This window comes from Burkholderia mycopellens, assembly GCF_964265025.1.
Lineage (GTDB): Bacteria > Pseudomonadota > Gammaproteobacteria > Burkholderiales > Burkholderiaceae > Burkholderia.
Window position 1 is genome coordinate 452,170 of record NZ_OZ183804.1, and the last position, 24,794, is coordinate 476,963.

The following is a 24,794-nucleotide window of genomic DNA, read 5'->3' on the forward strand; positions in this document are numbered from 1 at the left end:
GCCCCGCGAGGGGCGCTTTTCACTGTGCGAGCTTCTTTCGTTATGCGGCGTCGAGCGCGTCGAGCGCGTCAGCCATTTCGGTGCCTGTCATGTTGAAATAGATTTTCAGCATCGCGAGCGACTTGTGGCCGGTGAACGCCGACAGCTTGAGCAGCGCCACGTCGCCGTCGCCAACCGTCTTTTTCAGCTTCTTCGCGACGCGCGTAGCAGCTTCGCGGCGCGAGTCGTGCCCGTGCAAATCACCGAGGCCGCATTTTTTCTTTGCGGCGCAAAACAACGTCGTATAGCGGTTGTCGGTCAGCTTGAACATTTTCTGGTCAGCTGTCCCCTTCGGCAGCAGCATCAGCAGCGCGAGCGCACGCTTAGAAAGCGGCACCTCGCGGGCGTCGCCATTCTTCGTTTTCGCGAGATGAATGTACCGCTTGTCGAGGTGCACGCTCCCCCACGTCACGTTGCAAAACTCGCCGCGCCGCATGGCCGTCTCGATCGCGAAGAGAAAGCCCCACATGACCCATTGCTTGCTCGTCTTAGGCGTCGTCGTGCCGTCGTACCCGTCGAGCACTGCCGCGAGCTGCGCGATATCGTCGTCGGTCACGCGGCGCGTGCGCGCCGGGTTTTTCTTCGGCAACGTAATCAGCGAGACGGGATTCTGTTTGAGGGGAACACCCCACTCTTTGATCGCGTGCGTGAACACCGACGACAGAAACGACAGCTCGCGGATGCACGACGAGCCGCAAATCTTGCGGCCGTCGTACTTCGGGTCGCCGTTCAGTCGCATGTCGCGGTAGGCGCGCAAGTCGGCGGGCATGAAGTTCAACACGCGCTTTTTGAACGTGTCGTACTCCATCATTCGGCACGCGGTCAGCTTCTCAAACCGATAGCTTCCCTTGCCCGGAGACACTTCCTTAATGTAGCGGTCGAGCAGTGCAGTAACGGGGGGATTCTCGCCGAAGTCGTCGCGCCGGATGACCTCGCCTGCGATGATTCGGGCCTCGATGCTTTCGGCCCATGATTCGGCTTCGATGCGCGTGTCGAACGTCGCCGTAAGCGACTGTCCGAGCTTCCGGACGTATGCGCGCGTGTTGCCATTGCGAGTCGTGTAGGTCGCCATTTTTGTACTCCATCACGTGTTTTATGGGAGCTACCAGAATACACGCGGTGCGCTGCGATGGAGCTGCACCCAACATCAACACGGGTGCAAATCCCCACACTGCTTCACACTGGAATACATTAAAAATCAACAGGTTACGTAATGAAACACGGCAAACGTCGTATCATGTTCGACGAGCCGACCACCGGGCTGCACTTCGACGACATCGCGAAGCTGATGCAGGCGTTCGGCAAGCTGCTGGCGGCGGGCCATTCGCTGATCGTGATCGAGCACAACCTCGACGTGATCCGCGCGGCCGACTGGCTGATCGATCTCGGGCCGGAAGGCGGCGACGGCGGCGGTCGGGTGCTGTGCGCGGGCACGCCGGACGACGTGAAGGCCTGCGCCGAATCGCATACCGGCGTGGCGCTGTTGCAATACGACCGCGCGATGGATGCCGAGCTGGCGGTCGCCGACGAAGGCAAGCCGCTGCAGGCCGTGCTGAACGCGGCGCGCGAGCGGCGTGCGATCGAAGGCGAAGATGTCGTGCGGATCGTCAACGCGCGCGAGCACAACCTGAAATCGCTCGACGTCGATATCCCGCACGGCAAGTTCAACGTGATCACCGGCGTGTCGGGTTCCGGCAAGTCGACGCTCGCGTTCGACATCCTGTTCCACGAAGGCCAGCGCCGTTACCTCGAATCGCTGAATGCGTATGCGCGCTCGATCGTGCAGCCGGCCGGCCGCCCCGAAGTCGACGCGGTGTACGGCATTCCGCCGACGGTGGCGATCGAGCAGCGGCTGTCGCGCGGCGGCCGCAAGAGCACGGTCGCGACCACGTCCGAGGTCTGGCACTTCCTGCGGCTGCTGTACGTGAAGCTCGGCCTGCAGCATTGCATCCACGATGGCACGCCGGTCACGTCGCAGTCCGTCGAATCGATCGCCGCACAGTTGCTGCGCGATCATCGCGGTGAGCACGTCGGGCTGCTCGCGCCGCTCGTCGTCAACCGCAAGGGCGTCTACACCGATCTCGCGAAGTGGGCGAAGGCGCGTGGCAGCACGCATCTGCGGGTCGACGGCGAGTTCGTGCCGGTCGATCCGTGGCCGAAGCTCGACCGCTTCCGCGAGCACACGATCGAGTTGCCGGTGGCCGACATCGTCGTGTCGCCGGACAACGAGGCCGAACTGCGGCGCGTGCTCGACGAGACGCTCGAGCTCGGCAAGGGCGTGATGCATCTGCTCGCGCCGCTCGACGGGCTGCACGATGCGATGCAGAACGATCATTCGACCGCGCGTGTCGGCACGGTCAAGGTGCTGTCGGTGAAGCGCGCGTGCCCGGTGTGCGGCACGAGCTACCCGGAGCTGGACCCGCGGATGTTCTCGTACAACAGCAAGCACGGCTGGTGCACGACCTGCGTCGGCACCGGCGTCACGCTCACGCGCGAACAGCGCGCGGCGTACGACGACACCGTGCTCGCCGGGGATGATCGAGGCCGCGAGCAGACGCTGCCGTCCGACGAGCAGGAACCGGAAGGCGTGGGCAACGAGCCATGCCCGGATTGCAACGGTACGCGGCTGAACCCGTCCGCGCGCGCGGTCACGTTCGACGCGCATCCGATCGTCGAGGTTGCGCAATGGACGGTGTCCGACACGCGGCGCTGGATCGACGGGCTGGAACTGACGGGGCGCGATGAGCAGATCGCACGCGACATCGTCAGCGAGATCGGCAGCCGCCTCGCGTTTCTGGAGGAAGTCGGGCTCGGTTACCTGAGCCTCGATCGCGCGGCGCCGAGCCTGTCGGGCGGCGAAGCGCAGCGCATCCGGCTCGCCGCGCAGCTCGGCAGCAACCTGCAGGGGGTCTGCTACGTGCTCGACGAACCGACGATCGGCCTGCATCCGCGCGACAACCAGATCCTGCTGGACGCGCTGCGCAAGCTCGGCGACAAGGGCAATACGCTCGTCGTCGTCGAGCATGACGAGGACACCATTCGCCGGGCCGATCACATCATCGACGTCGGCCCGAGCGCGGGCAAGCGCGGCGGCACGCTGGTCGCGCAGGGCGCGGTCGCGGATCTGGCCGCGCAGGCCGATTCGGTGACGGGGCGCCTGCTCGCGCAGCCGATGACGCACCCGCTGCAGCCGCGCCGCAGTGTGAGCCTGCCGGGCAAGAAGGGCGGCGCCACGGTGCCGGAAGCCTGGCTGACCGTGCATGGCGCGCGGCTGCACAACCTGCGTGACGTCACGATCGGCATTCCGCTCGCGCGGCTCGTCGCGGTGACGGGCGTGAGCGGTTCGGGCAAGTCGACGCTCGCGCGCGACGTGCTGATGACGAACCTGCTCGACGCGGTCGGCCGCTCGGTGCTGTCGTCGCCGGCCACGCGCCGCGCACGCAAGGCCGCGCAGCAGGACACGCCGGGCGCCAACCGCCGTTCGAGCGTGCTCGCGCGCAGCGCACCGCGGCCGTCGCTGAACGTCACGCATGCGTGGCAGGGCTGCGAGTCGCTGAGCGGCTGGGAGCAGATCGATCGCGTGCTGGAAGTCGACCAGACGCCGATCGGCAAGACGCCGCGTTCGTGCCCGGCCACCTATATCGGCGTGTGGGACACGATCCGCAAGCTGTTCGCCGATACGCTCGAAGCGCGGGCGCGCGGCTACACGGCGTCGCGTTTCTCGTTCAATACCGGCGACGGGCGCTGCCCCGCGTGCGAAGGGCAAGGCGTGCGCACGATCGGCATGAGCTTCCTGCCCGACGTGAAGGTGCCGTGCGACGTGTGCCACGGGCAGCGCTTCAACCCGGAAACGCTCGCCGTCACGTGGCGCGGCCGGAACATCGGCGACGTGCTGACGATGGAGATCGACGAGGCGGTGGAATTCTTCGCGCCGATCTCGAACATCGCGCACCCGCTGCAGCTGATGAAGGATGTCGGCCTCGGCTACCTGACGCTCGGCCAGCCGTCGCCGACGCTGTCGGGCGGCGAGGCGCAGCGCATCAAGCTCGTCACCGAGCTGACGAAGGTGCGCGACGACATCACGCGGCGTGGCCAGAAGGCGCCGCATACGCTGTATGTGCTCGACGAACCGACGGTCGGCCTGCACATGGCGGACGTCGCGAAGCTGATTCGCGTGCTGCACCGGCTCGTCGATGCGGGGCACAGCGTCGTCGTGATCGAGCACGACCTCGACGTGATCGCGGAAGCCGACTGGATCATCGATCTCGGGCCGGAAGGCGGCGTGGGCGGCGGCACGATCGTCGCGGCGGCGCCGCCGGAAGCGCTCGTGCAGGTGAGCGCGAGCCACACCGGGCAGGCGCTCAAGCCGGTGCTGGCGCGCACGGGTGCGGATGAGGGGGAGGCCGAGCGCGAAGGGGAAGCGCGGGTAGGGTGAGCGTGACGATTCGTATCGACGGCCCCGCTGTCGGGCGATGATGTCCCCCAGCCAACTTGCAAGTGGCTGGGGGCGCACCGCGATCCGGCCCACGCACCCCTCTTCGAGGGGTGTTTTCTTTCAAGCGTCACGGCGAGCCGGAGACGCCGGCCGATTTGGCCCGGCCCAATTGCCTGGGATTCCGGCCGGTCAGCGGGGCCATTCATCCGCGGGAGTTTGCGTCGCCGGAAGCGTCAGGGCATGGCTTCATCGTGGAGCCGCTGGGCAGCATCGCCACCAACGAGGGCGATGGGGATGATGATCCGCGCGAAGTCGAGCGGCCGGCAAGCGAGGCGACCGCCGCCCTGGATCGCTGCGCCGCGCCCTATTCAATCACGCTTGCGTCGCGACGGATGCGCCGGTGATGCCATGCCGCCGCAGCGAATCCGCGACGAAGCCCGACGCCTTCATTTCCTCGACGAACGCGTTCAGCGCCGCCGCGGCCGCTTCGCCGCGGCTCTTCGGCACGCCCATGGCCTGCCGGATCACCATGAACCGCTCGTCGAGCAGGCGCAGGCCGGGCGTTTTCGCTGCATCGGCCTCGAGCTGCTGCTTCACGCCTGCCGCCACTTCCAGTTGCTGTTCGAGGAAGGTTGGCACGACGGCTTGCGACGTCGGCGCACGCACGATCTGCGCGGCCTTCAGTTCGCGCGTGAGGAACAGGTCGTAGGCGCTGCCTTTGCCGACGGTCACGTGGTTGTCCGGCTGGTCGACGTCCGCGTTCGTGCGGATCGGCGATGCGTCACGCACCAGATAGAACCCTTCGATCAGCACGTACGGCGCAGTGAACGCGACCGTTTCGCCGCGCAGCGGATCGACCGCGAAGAAGCCGAAATCGGCACGCTCGTCGGTCAGCGCCTGCACCGACTTTCCGGCGGTGTCGAACACCACGAGCTCCAGTTCGGCCGACAGGCGCTCGGCGAACGCGCGCGCGAGGTCGATCGACACGCCGAACGGTTCACCCGTCGCCGGGTCGCGGTTCGCAAGGATCGGGTTGCCGAGGTTGATCGACGCGCGCAGCTTGCCGGTCGGCGTGAACGCGGAGAGAACGGAAGGGGCGAGGGGCATGGGAGGCTCGTTGCGGTCGTAGGGTCAGGGTTTGGGGCGCGTCGAGGTACGACGGTGCGTCGGCATCGAGCTTATCACCGGGCTTTCGTCATGGAGCGGCGTCGAGCGGCGCAAGCCTGCCTTCGTCGCCAGCCGGGAGACGCGATAGATGCGCCTTCCCCCTCGTCTTGTGGCCCGAACGGTTATCGATGGGCGAAGGGGTGAAGGGGTTGAACGGATGCGACAGGCGAGTGGATGCGGGAAAAGAGGGGGATTTGCTTGCTCCGCGCCGGCGGCAGCGGGCGGTTGGCCGTGTCGTCGCGCCGCGTCGGCGCCGTCCAGCCGGGAGCAGTGGGCTTTGATTCGCCCGGCAACCGCTAGAATTACGGTTTTAGTCCGGAATACGTCCATGTCTTTTGCCTCGCTTGGCCTGATCGATCCCTTGCTGCGTAATTTGCAGGACCTCAATTACCAGGCCCCTACGCCGGTGCAGGCCAAGGCGATTCCTGCCGTGCTCGGTGGCAAGGACGTGATGGCGGGGGCCCAGACCGGCACGGGCAAGACGGCGGGTTTTGCGCTGCCGCTGCTGCAGCGGCTGGTGCAACACGGCCCGGCGGTGTCCAGCAACCGCGCCCGTGTGCTGGTGCTGGTGCCCACGCGTGAGCTTGCTGAACAGGTGCTGCAAAGCTTCGTCGCTTACGGCAAGGGCCTCGATTTGCGATTTCTGGCCGCTTACGGTGGCGTGAGCATCAACCCGCAGATGATGAAGTTGCGCAAGGGCGTGGATGTGCTCGTGGCCACGCCGGGCCGTCTGCTGGATCTCAATCGCCAGAACGCGGTGCAGTTCGACCAGGTGCAAGCGCTGGTGCTGGACGAAGCCGACCGCATGCTGGATCTTGGCTTTGCGCGTGAGCTCAACGCCGTCTTTGCCGCGCTGCCCGCTCAGCGCCAGACCCTGCTGTTCTCCGCCACGTTTACCGACGACATCCGCGCGATGGCGGCGACCATTCTGCGGAGCCCCGTCAATATCAGCGTCAGCCCGCCCAATGCCACGGCCAGCAAGATCAAGCAGTGGGTGGTGACGGTGGACAAGCGGAACAAGCCCGACCTCTTCATGCACCTCGTCGCCGAGAACAAGTGGGAGCATGCGCTGGTATTCGTCAAGACGCGCAATGGCGTGGATTACCTCGCGGCCATGCTGGACGAAGCGGGCTATGCGGTCGACACCATCCACGGCGACAAGCCGCAACCGGCGCGCCTGCGTGCGCTGGAACGCTTCAAGACGGGCGAAGTACAGATGCTGGTGGCCACCGATGTGGCCGCGCGCGGGCTGGATATCGACGATCTGCCGCTGGTGATCAACGTGGACCTGCCGATCGTGGCGCAAGACTATGTGCACCGTATTGGCCGTACCGGCCGCGCCGGCGCCAGCGGTGTGGCGGTGTCCCTGGTGTGTGCCGACGAAGCGCCGCAACTGGCGGCGATCGAGGCGCTGATCAAGCAGACGCTGCGCCGTGAAGAAGAGCCGGGTTTCGAGGCTGAACACCGCGTGCCGGAAACCAGCGCGACGGGCCAGATCATCAAGAAACCCAAAAAACCCAAGAAGCCGAAAGTGCCGCAAGCTGCGTCGGGTGCCCTGTCGGCGCCCGGTAAAAAGCCGCGTCCGCAAAGTGGTGAGAACAAACACAAGGCTGCGGCGCCGCGCGCTGGGCTTGCGGGTCAGGGCAAGCGCTCGTCCAGTGGCAGTCCGTTCAGCGCGCAGAAGCCACGCAGCAAACCGGCCGGCCAGCCGGCCGCGGGCGCGCGCAAGCCGGCTGGCAAACCTGCTGGCGGCCGTGGCAAGCGCCCGTCCTGATTCGTTGGGATGAGGCGTGCCAGCCATGGAGGCATGGTTGGCGTTTTGGGGGCCGCCGCTGCTGGCTGTGAAAACTCAAGGACAGTGCAACTGCCCGATTCGCCGGGTTCAATGCAAATCACTTGCGACGATCGACGCCAACGCCCGATCGCCGTCGCGTTGGGCCGTGTCTTCCGTGGAAAAGATGTCGGTACTGAATGCGATCAGTTTGAAGCCGGATCCCGCGGAGCGAGGAACCGTGATGCCCCAGTGCCAGCCTCCATCTTGCTGGAACACGTGGAGGGCATGAGGCGCTTGGGCCAGTGCGGGTGAAGAAGTCGTCATGGCGTGCTCTCCCGTCGTAGGGCGACTGCGGGGCAACTACATCGGACGCGCGAACCCAGTCTACGAGCACTTTTGCTGCGGCGCAATATTCGAGTCTCGCGAATATGCCAACGTGTGAATCGCCACAATTTTGAAATACAAATATGCAACGTCGGAGATGACTGGCATATTGATGTGACGATTAGGATTGTTCGGAGGCTTTATGGATCGCAGTTCGCTTGTGTGGGCGGGGGTGCCGCATAGCAGCGACGGCGTCGTGTTTCAGATTCGAGTCGGCCGCGGGCTTCAGCGTTTTCATATTGCTCGATTGATTCTCGAGAAGGCGTGCGACCTTGAGCGACTGGCCTCTGACGCGCGACAGCTCGAATGCTTTTACGAGCATTTGGCGCCGATCCTGGCGGTCGCACGGAAGACGCGCTCAAAGGCGAAGGCCGATACGGTGTCGCTGAATGTTTCGGATTTTGTTCGAACGGGGAGTGCCCGGGGCGAGCAGGGGGCTTGGGCGGGAATGCGGTAATTGACAGGGACTGGGAAGCATTTCTTTCGCGCAGTCTCGTGATTGAGCCTCGCGATGAACGGGCGTTGCTCAATGACCGCATCCCCATGAATGAAAAACGCTGGCCGGTGAACTGGCCAGCAAAATGGTCCTGGCGATCCGAGGTTGAGGTGTGCCAGGACCGTAGACACTGAACGGCGTGCGCAACAATCTGTGATCGCAGTTTAGGCTGGGCTAGCGCATGCGGCCAGACGGGCACTCACGCCCGGAAGCTTGAAGGCATCGTAGGGCTGCTTGGGTACGTCCCATGTTGCGATCATCGCGGCAGTCGGTAAATAGTCAGGATCGGCCGACGCGACCCCGGCCCACACGCCTTGAGACACCTGTCTGCCATGGAGATAAAAGTGCAGCTCACGGCCGGCGCGTTCGCAAATACACCTGATTCTCTCCACCGACTGGCCCAATCCTCTAATCCGTGCGACTTGGTCGCGATCCAGCTCGAACATGGCACTCATCACGCCGTCACAATCGCCAATGCCGATCATGTTGCTGTCATCAGTCAACGCCCACGTCGGATGCGGCGTGCCTAAGCGCAGCATAAAATAATCTGCAGATTCCGAACCAACCATACTGTTTCTCCTGCAAACATGCATCGCTCTACTAACCGAGGATCAATAAAAACGAACGTTCATCCAATCCTGTTCTCGTCGTCGCACCTGGATGCTCGAGTGGATGTGCTCCAGCGCCTTGCAATGGGCGGGCGCAACATCGAAGCGCCCTGCGCCCGCAGCTTCCGAAGCACTTACACGCTTGCCTGACGCGTCACGGTTTCCGCAGCGAGACTGTCCGAACCGGAAAGTCTCACCGCAACAGCCGCTGCCGCCGTGCTCCCGTAGACGTTGAGGGCGGTTCTCCCCATGTCGAAAAAGGCGTCGACGCCCAAAAGCAGCAGCACCGCATCGGCCGGCAACCCGATCGACGTCAGAACGATGGTGATGGCTACGATCGCCCCGGAGGGCACATTGGCTGCGCCGTCGATGGTGATGATCGTCAAGATCAAAATCGTAATCACCAGCGGCCAGGACCAGGCAAGGTGATATGCGTCGGCCAGATAGCCGACCGCAAGGGCCGTGTAGAGGACAGCGCCGTCGCGATTGAAAATATATGCGAGCGGCAAGATCGTGGACGCCACGCCGTAGGGAACGCCCAATTCAACCAGCTTCTTCAGGTGCAACGGGTAGGTAATTTCAGACGAACGCGTCGTGAAACCCAGGATCAGGGGTTCCTTCACCTTTCTGAAAACGGCGAGCGGCGACTGGCCGGCGACGCGAATGACGAGGGTGAGGACAACCGCCAGAATCGCCATGCCGAGATAGGCCACGCCCAGAAGTTCGACAAGCGAGTGCACGCCGGTAAAACCCTTGGCCGACAGCAGCTGCGCGATCGCGGCGAAGATCGCGAGCGGCGACCATGCGATCACCCACTGGGTCATCTTGAACAGTCCCGACAGCAGCGCCTCGAAAACGGCAATCGCAGGCTCGGCCCGCTCCGGGGCAGCCGCCAATGCCGCACCGAAAATGACTCCGAAAACGAGTACTGGGAGCGAGTTCCCTGCAGAGAGCGCGGCGACGATGTTTGCGGGGATCAAATCGACGAGAAATTTCGTCCAGTCGATGCTGGACGCGAGTGCTGCGGGCATCGATCCGGAGTGAATGACGCTCGCCCCGAGACCCGGTCGAAATGCAAAGTTGAGCAGCAGGCCGAGCGATGCCGCCAGGCCCGTCATGAGAACGAAGAAGCCGATACTGGATAGTGCGACCTTTCCAAGCCGCTCGCGAAGTCGGCCCGCACGAAAGACCCCGACCGTGACCGACAGGAAGATCAATGGCATGACGACCATCTTGATCGCGTGGCCGAACATGGTGCTTAGAAAGCCCAGCTTCGCGGCAAAGCCAGGGGCAAACACGCCGCAAGCGACGCCCAGGACAAGCCCGCCAAGCATTTGTATCGGGAGGGAAAGCCCCTTATTTTTCGTGTTCATGCCGCGCCTTTAGTAGTTTTATCCGTGCGGGAGTACCGTCGACGATGTGATTCCACATGTGCTGACGTGCAAGCTCGCCGTTGTTCGCTTCGATTGCGTGAAAGATGTGCAGGTGCTCGATCGTGCCGCGCCGAACGGTTTCGGCGTCACTCCGCGGAAGTTCGTTCAGGGCCAAGGTTTGAGCCCGCAATAGACCATACGCCGTCGAGATTCGCGCGTTCCTTGCGGCGGCAAACAACGCTTGATGAAACACCCAGCCGACGCGTTGCTCGAGCATGATGTCCGCGACGTCCTGGTCAATCAGCTGCTGCATTTTCTCTGCCGCCTCGCGAAGGTCAGCCGTTACGCCCGACCTGGCTGCAAGAAACGCAGCGGTGCTCTCGAGAGCGAGCCGCATTTCAAAGATTTCTCGGAGATCGCTCGTCGTCGGCGATGCGATATAGGTCCCACTCTTTTCGATCACGACGACCAGCCCTTCGGACTCGAGCAAATGCAATGCGCTGCGCACGGGCATTTGGCCGAAGCCAAGTTCGTCCGACAGGCCTCGATGGGATACTTTCTGCCCAGGCGCAAGGCGCCCGTCAAAAATCCTCGCTCGGATCTCGTCGTAGGCAAGCTCTGCATCGGTCGAGATTTTCGACGTCATCTGTGATCGCAGTTATCGTATGATTAGAAAAGAGATGGCTGATAGGAAATTACCCTTACTGGTTGTGCCCGGCAACTGCTATTTTTGCCAGTAGGGTTGCCGAAAGAGAACCTGAAGAAAATCAGCGTGACGAAAGGGGCGGATATTTAAATGACTTCACAAGATGTGCGCTTTACCATCTGCGCCGTTCGTGCGGAAGAAACCTATCCCCTCAGGGCCGCAATCTTGATGGCCGGAGATGAGGAGGGGAGCGCCCTGCACGGAGACCTCGCCCCAACGACACGGCACTTTGCCGTTCGTGATAACCGCGGCATTGTTGCTGTGGCGTCAGTGTGTAAAGAGGGGCAATCCGGTATTTTGAACGCTGAAGCCTGGCGCCTTCGCGGCATGGCCGTCCATCCATCGGTACGCGGTCTGGGATTCGGACGCCTTCTGGTCAATATATCCATTCGCCATGTCCGCGAACAGCATGGAATGCTGCTCTGGTGCACGGCGCGCGAATCGGCATACCCATTCTACGAAATGCTCGGCTTTAATCGCGATCCGGTACCGGTTTCAATGCCGGGTCGCGACGACATGAGGTTCTATTTAATGCAGTTCCAGATCGCGTGCTGATTTTCGTCCGCTACCGACGTCAGACAACCTGACGCTGTCTGCGTGGTCTCGTTTAGCCTTCAACGATAAGCCGTCTCCGATTGGGGCTGATCGCAAACGACATTTTTCCCTCATTTCAGGCCGGGTGGCGCAATTTGAGGGTTCCTCGTAAAATGCGCCTTTCCGGTGTTCTCAGTTGATGATTTCGTCATGCATCGAATCGGATTCTTTGTTTGCCGTGGCTACGACGCGCTTGATCTGGGCGGGCCACTGTCGGCCTTCAATCAGGTGATCACTGCGGCGGCCCATACGCCCTATGATCTCCATGTCATCTCGCAGTCCGGCGGCCCGGTTTTGGGCAATACGGGCGTTTCAATCGAGACGAGGCCGATCGGCAGGCGCACGTTCGACACGGTCGTTTTCGTGGGCGGCGATATCGGCCCGATGCAGACGCCGGAGAACATCGCCGCCGCCAGGAAACTTGGCGCGCGGGCCGCGCGAGTGGCAAGCGTGTGTACGGGGGCGTTTCTGCTTGCGGAAACCGGCTTGCTGGACGGCTTGAGAGCGACGACGCACTGGCGATACGCTGCTCAATTGCAGTCGCGCTTCCCGCTCACCCGGGTCGAGGGCGACAGTATCTATATCGAGGAAGGCCGCATCTGGACGTCGGCGGGCATCGCGTCCGGAATCGACCTCGCGCTCGGCATGATCGAAAAAGACATGGGCGCGGAAGTTGCGCGCGCTGTCTCCCGGCTCCTGGTGGTTCCGTATCGTCGGCCAGGCGGTCAGTCCCAATTCTCGGCCATGTCGCAGATGGAGCCGGAATCGGATCGCATCCGCATCGCGCTGAATTTTGCGAGGGAGCATCTGGCGGAAGCGTTGCCGGTCGAACGGCTCGCCGAGGCCGCAAGTTTGAGTGTGCGACAGTTCGGGCGCGCATTTCGCCGGGAAACCGGCGAAACTCCCGCCAAGGCGGTCGAGCGCTTGCGAGTCGAGGCGGCGCGGCTGCGCCTGCAGAGTGGCAGCGAACCGATCGAACAGATTGCGCTGGCGGTGGGATTCACCGATCCGGAACGGATGCGGCGGGCCTTCATCAAGCTGCACGGGCACCCGCCGCAAGCGATTCGACGCGAGAGCCGCTCGAACGGCGCGCGCTGATCGACCGTCGGCCGCCGGCCGATCAGCGCGCCGCCTGGCCAAGGTCCTTCTAACGGACTAGTGGCGCTCCGGGCAGGTCGCTATTCGTTTCGCCGGATGCTCAATGGTCGTCCGTGGTCAGCGGGCCGTAATCGTTCCACATGTCGCGATGCAACTTCCACGCGCCGCCCTCTTTCAGAAAGACGAGAATCTGCTTGCCGCGGTATTTGAGCTTTCCATCGGGGTCATGGATCTCCGCATCCGAAACTTCCGTCACGATCCGGTCGTTACCGTAGAACTCGTAATTGCTGAACGAAACGGTCGCGGGCTTTGATCCGGCATACCCCTTGGTGAAGTATTCGACGATCGCGCTGCTCCCGGTTACCTTGTCGCCTCCGGGCGGCAAAAGCGTGCCGTCGGTGGTGTAGAGGCGGCCGATCGCCTCGTAATCCCCTCGCGCAAAGGCATTCGCCCATCGCGCATTCTCGGCTTTGATGGCCGCTTCGGGCGGACGTTGCGCACCACCGGCTGTCGCCGGCGCAGCAAACGCAAAAAAGGTGACGCTGGCTGCAAGCGCAGCAGTGAAAATACGCGTGTTTTTCATCGAACGGTTTCCAATCGTGGCTTGAATTGAGAGGACTGCGAAAATTGTAGGGTGAGGCAGGCAATGTCGGTTGAGGTGTTCATCGCGGCTTGCAGATGGGCTGGCTCACATTGCCCGCACGCGTTTCAACGAACGCCGGGTATGCGTGCGAGCCCCCTGGATGCACCGGGCAGTTCCTTGTCGACCATCGCGATGACGTCCGGCCGCGCGTCTCTCGGATGGCCGGAGTGGAACGGCGGCGCGGGATCATATTCGATCACGAGCTGCGTGAATTCGGCGGCCTGTTGACCGCGCAGTTTCGCGGCCACGCGCAGAGCGAAGTCGATGCCGGCCGTCACACCGCCGCCGCTCATGAACCGGCCGTTGTCGTCTTCGACGAAGCGATCGGGCACGGGAATGGCGCCATATTCGGCCAGCTTGTTGACGAAGGCCCAATGGCAGGCGCTTCGCTTGCCCTTGAGGACGCCCGTTGCGGCGAGCACGAGCGATCCGTTGCATACGGACGTCACGTGCTTGGCGCTTTCCGCCAGACGCCGGATCTGCGCTTGATACGCGGGTCGCATCGGCGCCGACAGGTCGGACCCGCCGGGGACCAGCAACACGTCGGTCCTGTCGATATCGGCCAGCCGCTCGGTCTTGCCGTACACGACGCCGAATTCGAGCGTCACGTTGCCGCCATTGAGGCTCGCATAGCGAACGTTCGTATTCGGTAGCCGATGGAAGATTTCGCTGGGGCCGGCGAAGTCGAGCAGCGTTCCGCCGTCGTAATTGACGATCAGGATATTGAGCGGGTCACTCGGGGCAAGTTCTCCGGCGCTGCCGGTCTGTGCAAGCGCAGGGGTGGCGTGCCCAAGCAGGGCTCCGCCGCCGAGGACGGCGCCGAGCGTGGCGATGCTCCCAAACTTGAGCACATCGCGGCGGGAACGACCGGCCAGGGTGAGTGGCTGTCCGGACGGTTTGTTTTCGCTACTGTCGGTCAAGATCATTTCTCCTTGCGCGTCGGCCCTTGTGCGAGCGCAACCAGGCTGGGCCGGATGGAATAACCGCCGCGACGCAATGCGTGGCGAACGTGAGATCGGATAGGGGGATGAGCCGCGATGACATGCAGGGCTCGGGAATCGGGCGCCGCGGGCTCAAAGCTGCGAGGCGCCGCCATCGACGACCAGTTCGGCGCCGACGACGTACGAGGATTCGTCGCTGGCGAGATAGAGCGCGGCGTTGGCGATGTCCTCGGCCTTGCCCATGCGGCCCACCGGAATGGCTTCGGCGAACTCGGCCTTGCGATCGCGAACCCATTCGTCCGGCATGCCCCACCTCGAGAGCAGCGGCGTGTCGATCGCGCCTGGCGCGATCGCGTTGAAGCGGATCTTCCGGTCGAGAAACTCGTAGGACCAACTGCGGGCAAGCGATCGGACGGCGGCCTTCGCGGCTGCCGTCAGCGAGATGCCGTGCTTGCCGGTCTGCGCGACGAACGAGGTATTGAGAATGACTGACGCGCCCTCGCGCAGGTCCGGCAGCACCGCTTGAAGCGTGAACACCACGCCCTTGACGTTGATGTCCATGATCTCGTTGTAGAGCGCGTCGTCGATGTCGTTGGCTGCGGACGGGAACGCCCAGCCGGCGTTCGCGAACACGATATCCAGGCCGCCGAACTTCTCCTTGATCTCGGCGGCGATTGCCCGCATGTCCTCGATCGAACGAACGTCACCCTTGAGAACGAGCGCATGCTCGCCGAGTTCGGCCTTCACGCGCTCGAACACCGCATCGTCGCGACCCGTCACCGCTACCCGGGCGCCTTCGGCAATGAACAGCTTCGCGGTGGCAAGACCGATGCCACTGGTACCACCTGTGATTAACGCCGACTTGTTTTTAAGCCTCATTTTCTGCTCCTTTCTCCGTCGTGATTGATCGGGCCGAAAGCTCAAAACGCAATCGCGTTTGTCCCTTTCTCGGCTCGACCGTCCACGCGAAGTATGGAACGCGAGGCGAATGGCGCAAAGGTCTAATAACCCTCAAAAAGCGTCACTCGGCTCAATCGGGCGACCAATGGATATTGGCGTTGGACGGTGGCGTCGCGTATCTGGATACGTGTGGCTTCATGCTTCACGCTCGTAAAGCAATTCATATCCTCGATTCGTGCGCTTGACCCGGGCGAACCCGAGTTCACCCAAATGCATGCCGGCGATCAGGAGCCCGTCCGAGCTGACCCGATCGAGAAGCCGTGATCGGGTGGCAGCTGCCAGCGATGCATCGTGATCGAAGGCAATCGATACGTCCGGCCGCCGAATCTGGATATGCGGAAAATGAACCACGTCCCCCCACACGAGAAGGCCTTGATCGCGGGATTCAAGAACATATCCGGTGTGGCCATCGGTGTGTCCCGGCAGCGGCAGCGCGCCGATGCCGGGGAGCACGTGTCCGTCCTCGAACATGCGAAGCCTGTCGCCATAGGCATCGAACACCTGACGCGCCTTCGCGAAGTTGCCGCGAGCCCGCTCGCTGGCGCGACTGAGGTTTCCGTCGTCCTGCCAGAACCTGACCTCCCGCTGATGCACGACCAGTTCCGCGTTCGGAAACGCGACCTGGCCCGAGCCATTCACCAGCCCCCCGACATGATCGGGATGGGCGTGGGTAAGCAGGATGGTGTCGATCGCAGCGGGTTCGATACCGGCACGCACCAGGTTCGTCCGGAGTTGGCCTCCCCATTGCTTGAACCCGCCAGCCCCGCCATCGATGAGCACGGTGCGGCCCGCTCCGCGTACGACATAGCAATTGATATGCACCGCCGACGGCTCCTTCTGTCCCGCGTCCCGCTGCATGCTCGACGCCTCGTCCGGATCGATATTCGACAGGAAGTCGAGGCCGGCAGTGAGATACCCGTCGCTGATGGCGGTAATCGTGAAATTCCCGAGTTGCTGGCTCGGAAAGGTAAGGGTGGACATCGTGTTTCTCCGAATCGGCTAATTGCGAGCGTGAATGTTCGACGCGGTGTAGCCAAAACACCGAATGCGTGCCGTGAGGCCGGTGCGGCGAGCGATCGCCTGATCCAGCGCTGCCATGAACCGTTCCATGACCGCTGGTGTGCGAGACGCCCCGTCGCGATAGCGGATGTCCGCGAAGACGGGGTGTCCATGCCCGTGGCGAACCGCCACAAAAATGACGTGGACGTTCTTGAGTTCCGCCTCGAGCACATGCGTACAGAGCTCGACGCAGTCGCGCGACAGCTCGGCGAGATTTTCATCAGCCGGCATCCGCTTCGCATCGAGCGAGAACGTGACGTTCGGCATCGTGGTCTACTCCTGCGCCATCGACAGGGAATGTGTGCTTGTCAACTGCTGCGTCATCGGCGCGTAAAGGTGAACGCCTTCCGGGAGCGGCTCGACGAGCAGTGTGCTTTGCGGTGGCACGACGGCGAGCCAACGTCGCTCCGGAAACTTCTCCAGCGCAACGGCCTGCATGGCCAGCGGTTCGAGGCCCGACCGAATCAACGGATCGGGGCCGCCGGCACTCAGTGCGAGGTGTTCACCTTCCTTTACCGCCGGCGCGAGGCCGATATCGCCATAGAGATTCCGATGCCAGTCGGTGATGTGGTGTTGCCATTTCGCGAAATTGCCGCCGCCTTTCCGGCGATATTCGTCGCCGGTCAGGACATCGAGGCCGTCGATCGTATGGATCGCCAGATAGACAGGGCAACCGCCCGTGATCGCCTGGAACCGCTGCGACGTGTGAAACCCCGTCACCGAGATCAGGGCGGGCAGCTTTTCATGCGTGTAGAAGTCGTTCCATTCGGCTTCGCTGTCGCGGTCGGCGAAGCTGCATTCCACGGTGTAGATCATGGGATTGTCCTTTGGGCAGGATGCACATCCATCCGGGAACGTCGGATGTTCAGTGCGGTAACGTAATGCTAAGCTCGCAATTTCGCGCCATAAAACGAATTTAAGTCAGCCTTCAGTGATATTTACTCAAGCTGATGGCGAACACACCCTGACCAACACGACGCCCATGTCCCGCAAGATCCCAAGCAATGCCGCGCTCCAGGCGTTTGAAGCCGCGGCCCGACACGGCAGCTTTGCCCGAGCCGCCGAGGAACTAGCGCGGACCGAGGGCGCCGTCAGCCGTCAGATCGGCCGGCTGGAGGCGTTCCTGGGCGTTACCCTGTTCGAGCGGATCGGCAATCGGGTACGGCTTGCGCCGAACGGCGCGCGCTATGCGGTGCAGGTTCGCGAGATTCTGGATCGGCTCGAACGGGACAGCCTGTACCTGATGGGGCAGCCGATCGAAGGCGCGAGTATCGATATCGCCGCCATTCCAACCTTTGCCACCCGCTGGCTGATTCCCCGGCTGAAACACTTTCAGGATCGGCATCCGAACATCACCGTGCATATCGCCGAGCGGATGGAACCGTTCCTGCTGGCCGGGAGCGGTTTCGACGCGGCGATTCATTTCGCGCATCCGGCATGGGCGGGGATGCATCTGCATCCGCTGCTGGAGGAAGTGCTGGTGCCCGTCTGCAGTCCGGCGCTGCTCGCCGGCGCCGGGGCGAACCCGTCGCTGGATGCATTGCCACGTCTTCACCGGCGACAAAACCCGGACGCGTGGCAGGCCTATGCACAAGAGTCCGGCATCGTGCTGAGCAATTCCGCGGTCGGCGCGCGTTACGACCTTCATTCGATGTTGATCGAGGCGGCGCTGGCCGGCCTGGGTGTCGCGCTGGTGCCGCGCCTTTACATCGACGCGGAGCTCGAGCAGGGCCGCCTGGTCGCACCGTGGCCGGTGGGCACGGCGGTGACGAAAAACTTCTGCCTCGTCCTGCCCGAGCCGATCGAACTGGCCGACGGGCCGTTGCAGGCGTTCGCGACCTGGATCCTGAATGAAGCGCGGGCATCGGCGCCACACGGTCGCGACTGACGCGCGTCGCCAAACCGTTACCGCTGCGCAAACGGCTTCTTCAGGTTGACGCGCCGGGCGCGGCTTGCGCTCGGGTACACTCGTGATCCCGTCACGCACGCGGCACCAGCATGGACAGTCAGCTTTGGATCATCTGCGGGCTTACCTTCGTCATCCATGTGATCGCGACACTGGCGTATGCGGTGCGCATCGCCGGCGTTCGCACGCGTCGCATTGCGTTGTCGTTTTCGTTGTTCGGGATCATCGCGCTGGTGTCGCGAACGGCCAATTCCTTTCAGGGGCCGTTCATCGCGAAACGGGTTGAAATGGACATCGCGCACCGGATGGGGAGCGGATTGCTGGCCGACTTCCGGTGGTTCCTGCTCGCCGCCACCGCGGCGACCATCGCCGGGTCGTTCCTGATCCCGACGTTCCAGCGTTATTTCAGTCGCGCTGTCGAACACTTCCAGGTGAACCGCTCGATTCCCCGCCTGCTGCTGCACGCGTGCAGTCGTGCGGGTATCAACTATCTCCGCGTCGGCGCGCGACTGCCGTCCAGCCAGAACGTCACGCAACTGACCGCGAACATCGGCGTGTCATGGGGCGTCATTGCGCTGAACGTTGCCGCGATGGCGATCTGGACGGTCGGCGTGTTCGCGTCGCTGTATGCGGGCTATCTGAAGCCCGACCTGCGAGTGACATGCGCGAACCTGTCGTCCGTCATCAACGGATTCGCGACCGTCGTGCTGGCGGTCGTCATCGACCCGCAGGTTTCCGTCATGACCGACGACGTCATCGAAGGGCGGATTTCGGAGAACAGCTTTCGGCGCGCCATCACGACACTCGCGCTCGCGCGCGTGCTCGGCACGGTGTGCGCGCAGGCGGTGCTCGTGCCGGCCGCGCTCGTCATCGTGCGCGTCGCCGAGCTGATCTAGCTCGGCAACCGGGCAACCGGCAATCTCACCGGACCATCACCATGAAACCCGTCGCCGTCGTATTGCACGGCCCGACCAGTGCAGGGAAGATCAGTCTGGCGCGGGCGCTCCAGCAAAGTTCGGGCGTGCCGACGTTTCATGTGTTGCTCGACGCATTCGTCGAAATGTCGCGCCGGCGTGACATGCGATCGGACGAAGAACGGAATCAGGCGCTGAGACTTCACCTGCTCAACCTGCAGTCGACGCTCGCGCGCATCGCGGCCAGCCATTTCGAGATCGTGCTGGACCTTGTGCTTCGGGATTGGTCCGCGCTCGACGAGTGCATCGCCGCGCTGTCGCCGCGTCAGACCTTCGTGATCGGCGTTACGTGCCCGCTCGACATCCTCGAGCAGCGCGAACGCGCGAGACCGGATCGAGCCGAAGGCATGGCTCGATCGCAATTCGGGCATCCGGCTTAGAGTCGCCAACACAAGTCATCCATGAATCCGGAGCAGATGACGGCGGCAGCCAGAGCGAGCAAAGCGGCATGAATATCGAGGCGGCGCTCGAAGCGAATCCGGAGCTTGCCGAAACCAGCAAACCAGGCATGTGTGCGCTCGACGACCCCACGATGACGCCCGAGCCGCTCACTGCTTTCGATACCACGGCGGGCAATACGGGCCTTGATGCCGCGCTGTCTCGGATAGCGCCGGCAACGAGCGAAGTCATACCCTTTGCCGGCGTGCAGTTTGCTCGGCCGCTCGCGCGGCTGCCCGTTCAGGCCCGATACCGCAGGAATGGAATCAAGCGTGGGCTCGAATGCCATCGAATCGTGCCGATTGGCTCCCGTGATCATGACAGCCAGCGGGATGCCGCGTGCATCTACGACGATGTGTCGCTTCGATCCGAGCTTGCCTCGGTCCGTCGGGTTGGGGCCGGTTTCTTGGCTCCCGGGGCTGGAGACGCTGGCTCCATCTAGGCTCGCACGCTCCCAATCGATCTGGTCGTGCTCCCGCAGTCGACGCAGCATCGCCAAATACAGTCGATGCCATACGTCGGCCGCTTGCCAGTCTCGCAGACGTCGCCAGCATGTCATGCCACTGCCGAAGCCCAACTCCTGCGGAAGGCCTTCCCACGGAATGCCCGTCTGCAAGACATACAAGATACCGTTCAGCGCTGCGCGATCATCGACTGTGCGCCGCCGACTACCCCTGGGCGACGGTGATTGATGCATCGGCGAGGACCCGGTTGCAGCATCAAGGTACCCGCAATGCATACGCGCTGCTCGGCCCGATACGGACCGCAAGAATTATCAAGCCGCGCCCTCAACCGCTTGATAGATTCTCGACCGACACGCCCCGCGTCCGCTCGACGGCATCGCAGGTGGCGCGCTCCACAGCTCCACGTGCTCACAGTATCTTTGCCAAGGAGAAAAACATGCGCACTCAATTCCCCACCGCGGTCAGTCTAACGGCGGGTTCGTTCGGCGGCCGGCCGGACCATGCCCCTTTCATAGCCCAGCTAATCGGAATCGGCAACGACCCCCAGTCGCCTGGGCGACTCTACGGCTACGCGTGGCAGGCGCAGTCCGGTGCATGGATGATGCCGAGCTACAACGCGCTCGCCTTCGCCGGCGCGCGGTCGTACGGTCAGATTCAGCTCGTAGCGGGCAACGGCGGATTTCTCCAGGCGTTGGGCACCGATTCGTCCACGCACCGCCTTTACCTGCCGGCGTACTACAACGGCGAGTGGCGAGCGCCCAGCGGCTATGCGGCAGGCCCGTTGGGCCCCGATCGCGGTTACGTCGAACAGCTAGCCTGCGGGCCCGGCACCAACGGTTTGCAAGTCATCGGCCTGGGACAGAGCGACCGGCTTCCGTACCTTGCCGTCACGCAGTCGAATGACGGTAGCTGGCACGCAGGCGGCAACGAGCCACTGACGCGTCAACGGCAGTACCGAACACTTCAGCTGGGCGTTGGTAGCGGCAGCGGACGTTACGATCTTCCGCAACTGATCGGGATAGGCGCAACGGATGGCTTCGCCTACCTGATCGCGTGGCAGAACAGCTCGCACCAATGGAATCCAGTGGGCGAGCGCAGCCAGCGTCTCGGCTCCAACGCCGGCGCGTCCTATCGGGAGATACTCGTTCAGCACGACATTCATCACAATCTTTATGTCTTCGGGCTAACGAACCAAGGACAGATCGTCAGGATTTCCCGTCAAGACGCTGACGGCAACTGGCACCAGGAGTTCACGCCGGTCACGCCGCAAGGTTATAGCTATGTAGCGATGCATTCGATCCTGTTCGGCAAGCGAGCGTATCTCGTCGGCGTCCAGGCCGGCGGTCGCGCACTGCCGCTCGCGTGGACCGACGGTGACGGCAAGTGGCAGACGCCCAAAGCGCAACCCGCATCGGCGCAGGCGATCTCCGTTAGGCTGGCGGGCGGCGCAGATGGCAATCTTCAGGTGCTCGGCATCGACACCAATCAGGAGCCGCGCGTCGTGATGTGGTGCGACAACCGGACTGACGTGCCCGGCGGCCTCTGGCACAACGACGGCCGCAGCCTCGCGCAAAGCTCCGACACGGGGCGGCTCTCCGTGAACCGGCTGACCGATCCGAGACAGGCATTCGAGCGGCTGAACATCGACGGCTCCGGCGTCTATCGGCATACGTACACCCACATGGAATACGACTTCGGGATTAGCCACTATCAGGGCATGGCCCGTTGGAACCAGTTCGATCTTCTCACCCACGACTCTCGCGACATCGCCCAGCCGAACGGAGAAATCCGTATCGTGAATCGCGACGCGGCCGTCGAACGCCGCGAGCTTCGAACCACGACGAAGCCGGACTGGTGGAATCATCCGGGTGGCTGTCAACTGGTGGGAGACTACCTGCTTGTCGAAGTGGAGCGCGAGTGGCCGGCCACCGATCCGGGTTCGAGCTACCTGAACATCTTCTGGCTTGGCGGTCTGAACGACCTGCATCGTCCGATCCGCATGCCCGCGCTGCTCAAGCCAGGTATCAGTGTCGCGTCGATCGCAGTCGTCGATGTCGGCTCGTTTGACGATCTGCGATACCTTGTCGCGATCAACCAGTCAAAGACTGTCCATTTTTATCTCAGTAACAATTGTCTTCTCGACGACCCCGAATTCGCGCTCGAGCCGCTGTTCGAGGCGAGAACGGAGCACGGCTCGGATAACATGAATCTGCTGAGGGCCAAAGACGGTTCGCTCTATCTGCTGAGTCTGGCGGGCGATCTGGAGGGCAGCGATTTGAACCCCAAGGCGATCGACGACTGGGCAGGTCTGTACCGCATCGACCTCGATAAGCGCGCGATAACGTTGCTGTCGAACCGGCATGTCCTGGCGGAAAACCGAACGAAGATCAGGGACCCGCATTTTCGTTACGGGGCGGGCAGCATCGTGACGGGAGCGTCGAATCTAACTATCTTCATGTGTGGAAGAAACGACGATACACCTGGCATACCTGGCGGTGTGAAGGATCTCTCGGTGATCGAGTTTTCCCGCGCGCTCGGCGAAGCCGGCCAGGCCGGCACAAGCGCCGTTTCAGGCGTGACCGCGTGATAGCCTGCGTCCCCGTGGTCGGCGGCTAAACTACGTTTCCGGTCCTGGCGCGGGCACCTGTGGGGCGCGACGGTGCCCGCAGCCAGGCAACCGGCAGCATCAGATCGAAGCGCTGCGAACCGCCCACATTCAACCACGGCGGTTCGCGGTAACACTCGTACGCACAGGTGAGTTCCATGCGCAATTCGTCCGCCATCGTCGGCAGCCACGCGGTGCTCAAGACCCGATAGGTCGAAAATATCTGGTCGTACGGCGCATCGTGCGAGAGCACTCCGTAGGCTCCTGCTCTGAACGGCAAACGCGCCAGGCCCGAACGGCGGTGATCGTAATCGGATGTGACAATCGCGCAGTCATAGCGGATAAATGCGTTATGCACGATCTCCGGACTGTCGTACGCAATGCCGATCGCCTGGAACCGTTCGGGTGCGATCCCCAATACTTGCAGGCGTTCCACGAACCGTTGCCAGTGCGTTTCCACGCTCGCATACGGTCCATAAAAACGCATCGCCAGCAACGGAACCTGCTGCTGCTCGCACACCCGGATTTCCGCCACGCGTCCCCGCTCCTCGGCAGTCGGAAAACTTACCTGTTGGCGAGCATGACTGCGGTACTCCGACGGAACGCGCCCAAACTGAGCATAGAAGGCTCTGACGAACGCCTCGTGGCTCGCATATCCTGCCATGAACGCGATATCGATCACCGGATGGCCGGTGATCCATAGATGCAAGGCGGCACGCTCCAGCTGGATACGGCGGCGATAGGCGGCCGGCGACTGCCCCAGCAGCTTCTTGAAGTAGCGCTGGAAGTGATGCGGACTGAGATCCGCCTGGGCGGCGATGTCGTCGAGTCGCATCTGGCCATCGAGGCGCTGCTCCATGAAGCGCACCGCTGCAAGTACGCGCCAGTCGTCGAGCATGGCCGGCGGGGCGCGCCATGCCGACACCACGCCGGCTGCGGCGGGATTGACGTGCAGCAGCGATCTTTCGCTGTCGACAAGTTTGCCCTGAAGCTCCGGATCGACTGCGGCGACAAGACAGGTCGACATGGCATCCCGTGCGATTGAGGTGAGGAGAGCGTGGCGCTATTGAATCTGAATCAATTTGTGTACTCACTATGTGCACTCACTAGGAGTGCGGTTCGATGTATATCCGACAATGGTATACAGATACGTTTGCGAGCTGGGGAATATTTCCGGCGTTGCCGTAAACCGCAATTAAGAGCGGCTAACACAACGTGGGCATGATGCTGCGAGCGCCGTATCGTCTACGGCATGGCAAGACGCAGAATCAGTAACGAATTATGGGTGGCGCTGGAGCCGCTGATTCCGGAGTTCACGCCATCGCCCAGGGGGAGTCGGCGGCGCACAGTCGATGATCGCGCAGTGCTGAACGGTATCTTGTATGTCTTGCAGACGGGCATTCCGTGGGAAGGCCTTCCGCAGGAGTTGGGCTTCGGCAGTGGCATGACATGCTGGCGACGTCTGCGAGACTGGCAAGCGGCCGGCGTATGGCATCGACTGTATTTGGCGATGCTGCGTCGACTGCGAGAGCACGACCAGATCGATTGGGAGCGTGCGAGCCTAGATGGAGCCAGCGTCTCCAGCCCCGGGAGCCAAGAAACCGGCCCCAACCCGACGGACCGAGGCAAGCTCGGATCGAAGCGACACATCGTCGTAGATGCACGCGGCATCCCGCTGGCTGTCATGATCACGGGAGCCAATCGGCACGATTCGATGGCATTCGAGCCCACGCTTGATTCCATTCCTGCGGTATCGGGCCTGAACGGGCAGCCGCGCGAGCGGCCGAGCAAACTGCACGCCGGCAAAGGGTATGACTTCGCTCGTTGCCGGCGCTACCTGAGACAGCGCGGCATCAAGGCCCGTATTGCCCGCCGTGGTATCGAAAGCAGTGAGCGGCTCGGGCGTCATCGTGGGGTCGTCGAGCGCACACATGCCTGGTTTGCTGGTTTCGGCAAGCGCCGGATTCGCTTCGAGCGCCGCCTCGATATTCATGCCGCTTTGCTCGCTCTGGCTGCCGCCGTCATCTGCTCCGGATTCGTGGATGACTTGTGTTGGCGACTCTTATTCACGTCCGTACTCGCTGCGCATCGACACATCGACCTGCACGCCGGAGGAAGGCGCGCGCCGCA

23 protein-coding genes and 2 pseudogenes are annotated in these 24,794 nt (G+C 62.9%); 11 read left to right on the forward strand and 14 right to left on the reverse strand.

Going from position 1 to position 24,794, the window contains the following annotated elements; all coding sequences use genetic code 11:
• Nucleotides 1-40: 40 nt before the first annotated feature.
• On the reverse strand, nt 41-1,111 hold the full coding sequence (locus ACPTTC_RS35955) for a site-specific integrase (protein WP_423396075.1): 1,071 nt from the start codon (nt 1,109-1,111) through the stop codon (nt 41-43).
• Between the two features lie 165 nt (nt 1,112-1,276).
• Between ACPTTC_RS35955 and ACPTTC_RS35960 the strand changes: the two are divergent.
• Together ACPTTC_RS35960 and ACPTTC_RS35965 are read left to right on the forward strand one after the other, a co-directional pair.
• Nucleotides 1,277-4,474: pseudogene (locus tag ACPTTC_RS35960) on the forward strand (excinuclease ABC subunit A); the annotation flags it as partial.
• 110 nt (nt 4,475-4,584) lie between these two features.
• Nucleotides 4,585-4,878, forward strand: a complete 294-nt coding sequence (locus ACPTTC_RS35965) for a hypothetical protein (RefSeq protein WP_423396076.1) — start codon at nt 4,585-4,587, stop codon at nt 4,876-4,878.
• Here the strand turns inward: ACPTTC_RS35965 and ACPTTC_RS35970 are convergent.
• On the reverse strand, nt 4,847-5,581 hold the full coding sequence (locus ACPTTC_RS35970; RefSeq protein WP_423396077.1) for an ABC transporter substrate-binding protein: 735 nt from the start codon (nt 5,579-5,581) through the stop codon (nt 4,847-4,849). The two genes, ACPTTC_RS35965 and ACPTTC_RS35970, sit on opposite strands and share 32 nt — an antisense overlap.
• A gap of 388 nt (nt 5,582-5,969) precedes the next feature.
• Here ACPTTC_RS35970 and ACPTTC_RS35975 point away from each other — a divergent pair, with 388 nt between their 5' ends.
• Nucleotides 5,970-7,415, forward strand: a complete 1,446-nt coding sequence (locus ACPTTC_RS35975; RefSeq protein ID WP_423396078.1) for a DEAD/DEAH box helicase — start codon at nt 5,970-5,972, stop codon at nt 7,413-7,415.
• Nucleotides 7,416-7,523: 108 nt separating this feature from the next.
• Here ACPTTC_RS35975 and ACPTTC_RS35980 read toward each other — a convergent pair whose 3' ends face one another.
• Entirely contained in the window at nt 7,524-7,739 is a 216-nt protein-coding gene (locus tag ACPTTC_RS35980; protein ID WP_226198304.1) for a hypothetical protein, read from the reverse strand.
• 202 nt (nt 7,740-7,941) lie between these two features.
• Between ACPTTC_RS35980 and ACPTTC_RS35985 the strand changes: the two genes are divergently transcribed.
• On the forward strand, nt 7,942-8,256 hold the full coding sequence (locus ACPTTC_RS35985; RefSeq protein ID WP_423396079.1) for a hypothetical protein: 315 nt from the start codon (nt 7,942-7,944) through the stop codon (nt 8,254-8,256).
• Nucleotides 8,257-8,459: 203 nt separating this feature from the next.
• On the opposite strand, the gene ACPTTC_RS35990 is transcribed toward ACPTTC_RS35985, so the two are convergent.
• The 3 genes from ACPTTC_RS35990 to ACPTTC_RS36000 all read right to left on the reverse strand — a co-directional run bounded on the left by ACPTTC_RS35990 (nt 8,460) and on the right by ACPTTC_RS36000 (nt 10,922).
• On the reverse strand, nt 8,460-8,864 hold the full coding sequence (locus ACPTTC_RS35990) for a hypothetical protein (RefSeq protein ID WP_423396080.1): 405 nt from the start codon (nt 8,862-8,864) through the stop codon (nt 8,460-8,462).
• Nucleotides 8,865-9,037: 173 nt separating this feature from the next.
• Nucleotides 9,038-10,276, reverse strand: a complete 1,239-nt coding sequence (locus ACPTTC_RS35995; protein WP_226198301.1) for a dicarboxylate/amino acid:cation symporter — start codon at nt 10,274-10,276, stop codon at nt 9,038-9,040.
• A complete protein-coding gene (locus tag ACPTTC_RS36000) occupies nt 10,260-10,922 on the reverse strand; it encodes a GntR family transcriptional regulator (protein WP_423396081.1) in 663 nt (220 codons plus the stop codon). Before ACPTTC_RS36000 ends, ACPTTC_RS35995 begins: the two co-directional genes overlap by 17 nt.
• 150 nt (nt 10,923-11,072) lie before the next feature.
• On the opposite strand from ACPTTC_RS36000, the gene ACPTTC_RS36005 reads away from it, so the two are divergent.
• Both ACPTTC_RS36005 and ACPTTC_RS36010 read left to right on the forward strand, forming a co-directional pair.
• On the forward strand, nt 11,073-11,537 hold the full coding sequence (locus ACPTTC_RS36005) for a GNAT family N-acetyltransferase (RefSeq protein WP_423396082.1): 465 nt from the start codon (nt 11,073-11,075) through the stop codon (nt 11,535-11,537).
• Between the two features lie 189 nt (nt 11,538-11,726).
• Entirely contained in the window at nt 11,727-12,674 is a 948-nt protein-coding gene (locus tag ACPTTC_RS36010; protein WP_423396083.1) for a GlxA family transcriptional regulator, read from the forward strand.
• A gap of 100 nt (nt 12,675-12,774) precedes the next feature.
• Here the strand turns inward: ACPTTC_RS36010 and ACPTTC_RS36015 are convergent, their stop codons facing one another.
• The 6 genes from ACPTTC_RS36015 to ACPTTC_RS36040 form a co-directional block, all read right to left on the reverse strand.
• A complete protein-coding gene (locus tag ACPTTC_RS36015) occupies nt 12,775-13,257 on the reverse strand; it encodes a YybH family protein (RefSeq protein ID WP_423396084.1) in 483 nt (160 codons plus the stop codon).
• A gap of 125 nt (nt 13,258-13,382) precedes the next feature.
• On the reverse strand, nt 13,383-14,237 hold the full coding sequence (locus ACPTTC_RS36020; RefSeq protein WP_423396085.1) for a DJ-1/PfpI family protein: 855 nt from the start codon (nt 14,235-14,237) through the stop codon (nt 13,383-13,385).
• A 153-nt stretch (nt 14,238-14,390) separates the two neighbouring features.
• On the reverse strand, nt 14,391-15,137 hold the full coding sequence (locus tag ACPTTC_RS36025) for an SDR family oxidoreductase (RefSeq protein ID WP_423396086.1): 747 nt from the start codon (nt 15,135-15,137) through the stop codon (nt 14,391-14,393).
• A gap of 216 nt (nt 15,138-15,353) precedes the next feature.
• Complete coding sequence (locus ACPTTC_RS36030; protein WP_423396087.1) at nt 15,354-16,199, reverse strand: MBL fold metallo-hydrolase; 846 nt, start codon at nt 16,197-16,199, stop codon at nt 15,354-15,356.
• Between the two features lie 18 nt (nt 16,200-16,217).
• Nucleotides 16,218-16,544: a hypothetical protein gene (locus tag ACPTTC_RS36035; protein ID WP_423396088.1), complete on the reverse strand. Its 327-nt coding sequence runs from the start codon at nt 16,542-16,544 to the stop codon at nt 16,218-16,220.
• 6 nt (nt 16,545-16,550) lie between these two features.
• On the reverse strand, nt 16,551-17,093 hold the full coding sequence (locus tag ACPTTC_RS36040) for a sugar ABC transporter (RefSeq protein WP_423396089.1): 543 nt from the start codon (nt 17,091-17,093) through the stop codon (nt 16,551-16,553).
• 166 nt (nt 17,094-17,259) lie between these two features.
• Between ACPTTC_RS36040 and ACPTTC_RS36045 the strand changes: the two genes are divergently transcribed.
• From ACPTTC_RS36045 to ACPTTC_RS36055, 3 genes are all read left to right on the forward strand, one after another.
• Nucleotides 17,260-18,165, forward strand: coding sequence for a LysR substrate-binding domain-containing protein (locus ACPTTC_RS36045; protein ID WP_423396090.1), 906 nt, complete (start codon nt 17,260-17,262; stop codon nt 18,163-18,165).
• 110 nt (nt 18,166-18,275) lie between these two features.
• A complete protein-coding gene (locus tag ACPTTC_RS36050) occupies nt 18,276-19,079 on the forward strand; it encodes a lipid II flippase Amj family protein (RefSeq protein ID WP_175952408.1) in 804 nt (267 codons plus the stop codon).
• Between the two features lie 62 nt (nt 19,080-19,141).
• A complete protein-coding gene (locus ACPTTC_RS36055; protein WP_423396091.1) occupies nt 19,142-19,537 on the forward strand; it encodes a phosphotransferase-like protein in 396 nt (131 codons plus the stop codon).
• On the opposite strand, the gene ACPTTC_RS36060 is transcribed toward ACPTTC_RS36055, so the two are convergent.
• Complete coding sequence (locus tag ACPTTC_RS36060; RefSeq protein WP_423396092.1) at nt 19,534-20,334, reverse strand: IS5 family transposase; 801 nt, start codon at nt 20,332-20,334, stop codon at nt 19,534-19,536. The genes ACPTTC_RS36055 and ACPTTC_RS36060 overlap by 4 nt on opposite strands.
• 161 nt (nt 20,335-20,495) lie before the next feature.
• Between ACPTTC_RS36060 and ACPTTC_RS36065 the strand changes: the two genes are divergently transcribed.
• On the forward strand, nt 20,496-22,646 hold the full coding sequence (locus tag ACPTTC_RS36065; protein ID WP_423396093.1) for a hypothetical protein: 2,151 nt from the start codon (nt 20,496-20,498) through the stop codon (nt 22,644-22,646).
• Nucleotides 22,647-22,671: 25 nt separating this feature from the next.
• Here ACPTTC_RS36065 and ACPTTC_RS36070 read toward each other — a convergent pair whose 3' ends face one another.
• Nucleotides 22,672-23,691: an AraC family transcriptional regulator gene (locus ACPTTC_RS36070; RefSeq protein ID WP_423396094.1), complete on the reverse strand. Its 1,020-nt coding sequence runs from the start codon at nt 23,689-23,691 to the stop codon at nt 22,672-22,674.
• 225 nt (nt 23,692-23,916) lie between these two features.
• Here ACPTTC_RS36070 and ACPTTC_RS36075 point away from each other — a divergent pair.
• Nucleotides 23,917-24,717, forward strand: a pseudogene (locus ACPTTC_RS36075) (IS5 family transposase); the annotation flags it as partial.
• Nucleotides 24,718-24,794 lie beyond the last annotated feature (77 nt).